The organism is Kitasatospora sp. NPDC056531 (genome assembly GCF_042794375.1).
In the GTDB taxonomy this organism is placed as follows: domain Bacteria; phylum Actinomycetota; class Actinomycetes; order Streptomycetales; family Streptomycetaceae; genus Kitasatospora.
Genome location: NZ_JBHTTU010000109.1, coordinates 1 through 1682, shown reverse-complemented (window position 1 = coordinate 1682; position 1682 = coordinate 1). Strand labels below are relative to the sequence as shown.

Annotated in this window: 1 protein-coding gene; it reads right to left on the bottom strand. The window is 72.9% G+C overall.

Annotated elements, in window-relative coordinates; translation table 11 throughout:
- Positions 1 to 106: 106 nt before the first annotated feature.
- On the bottom strand, positions 107 to 1543 hold the full coding sequence (locus ACFQ87_RS39640) for an aminopeptidase P family protein (protein ID WP_380615809.1): 1437 nt from the start codon (positions 1541 to 1543) through the stop codon (positions 107 to 109).
- Positions 1544 to 1682: the final 139 nt, after the last annotated feature.

The window sequence follows — 1682 nt, the reverse complement described above, 5'->3', positions numbered from 1 at the left end:
CGGGAAAGGGGGGTGGGGGAGGTGGTGGGGGGGGTGGTGACGGCGTTGGGGAGGTGGAGGGACCCCGGGGGGGCGGCCCCCGGCGCCGGGGGCCGCACCTGCGCCGTCAGCCGCGCAGCTCGGCCAGCCAGGCCTCGACCTCGTTTGAGCGGCGGGGGAGGGCGGCGGAGAGGTTCTCGTTGCCGTCCTCCGTGACCAGGATGTCGTCCTCGATCCGCACCCCGATGCCCCGGTACTCCTCCGGCACCGTCAGGTCGTTGGGCTGGAAGTAGATGCCCGGTTCGACGGTGAGCACCATGCCCGGCAGCAGCTGCCCGTCGACGTGCTCCTCGGTGCGCGAGTGGGCGCAGTCGTGGACGTCGATGCCGAGCATGTGACCGGTGCCGGCCAGGGTGAAGCGGCGGTGCAGGCCCAGCTCGTACACCTTGTCGGCGGTCAGGTCGCCGAACAGGCCCCAGGAGGTGAGGTGTTCGGCGAGCTCGCGCTGCGCGGCATGGTGGAAGTCGCGGAAGTCCGCGCCGGGCCGCACCGCGGCGATGCCGGCCTCCTGGGCCGCGTGCACCGCGTCGTAGACCTTGCGTTGGAGATCCGTGAAGCGGCCGGAGACCGGCAGGGTGCGGGTCACGTCGGCGGTGTAGAGCTGGTTGGTCTCCACGCCCGCGTCGAGCAGCAGCAGGTCGCCCGGGCGGGCCTGGCCGTTGTTGCGCACCCAGTGCAGGGTGGTGGCGTGCGGACCGGCCGCGGCGATGGTGCTGTAGCCGACGTCGTTGCCCTCGATCCGGGCGCGGACGAAGAAGGTGCCCTCGATCAGCCGCTCCGGCGTCTCGGTGTCGGTGCCGAGGACGCGCACCACGTCCTCGAAGCCGCGCGCGGTCGCGTCGCAGGCGAAGCGCAGCTCGGCGATCTCGAACTCGTCCTTGACCAGGCGCAGTCCGGAGAGGAAGACCTTGAACTCGGCGTCCTGCTCGGCCCCCGTCCGGTCGCGGAGCGCCGCCTCCACCCCCGCGTCGTGCCCGCGCAGCACCCGCACCGGGCCGGCGGCCGCCGCCAGGTCGGAGCGTACGGTGCGCACGTCCCGGCAGGGCAGGCCGAGCAGCTGCTCGCTCTCGGTCAGGCTGTCGCGGCGGCCGTCCCACAGCTCGCCGTGGCCGTCCAGCCAGAACTCGCCGTTGTCGGTCCGGGAGCGGCCGCGCAGGTAGACCACGGCCCGGTGGCCGCTCTCCCCGGTGGGCTCCAGCACCAGCACGCCGTCCTGGGACTGGTCGCCGGTCAGGTAGCAGTAGTCGGAGGACGGGCGGAACGGGTAGTCGGTGTCGTTGGCCCGCACCTTGGGGTTGCCGGACGGGACGACCAGCAGCTCGCCGGGGAAGGCGGCGGACAGCGCGGCCCGGCGGCGCTCGGTGTGCGCGGCTTGCGGGATCGGCTCCAGGCCGTGGCGCTCGGTGTCGGCCCAGCCCTGCTTCATGTTCTCGGCGAGTTCCTCGGTCACCCCGCGGGTGAGACCGTTCTTCCGGTACTTGATGGGCTCGGTGGGCTCGGTCACTGCGGACTCTCCAGATGAGGGCGGGGGTTGCGGTGTGCCTCGCTACTGGTGAAGTCGGCCCGGGGCGCGGTTCCGGTCTTTCGACCGGCCCGTTTCCCCGGAGCCGCTTCCCGAACCGGGCATGCGACTTGGCACCGCA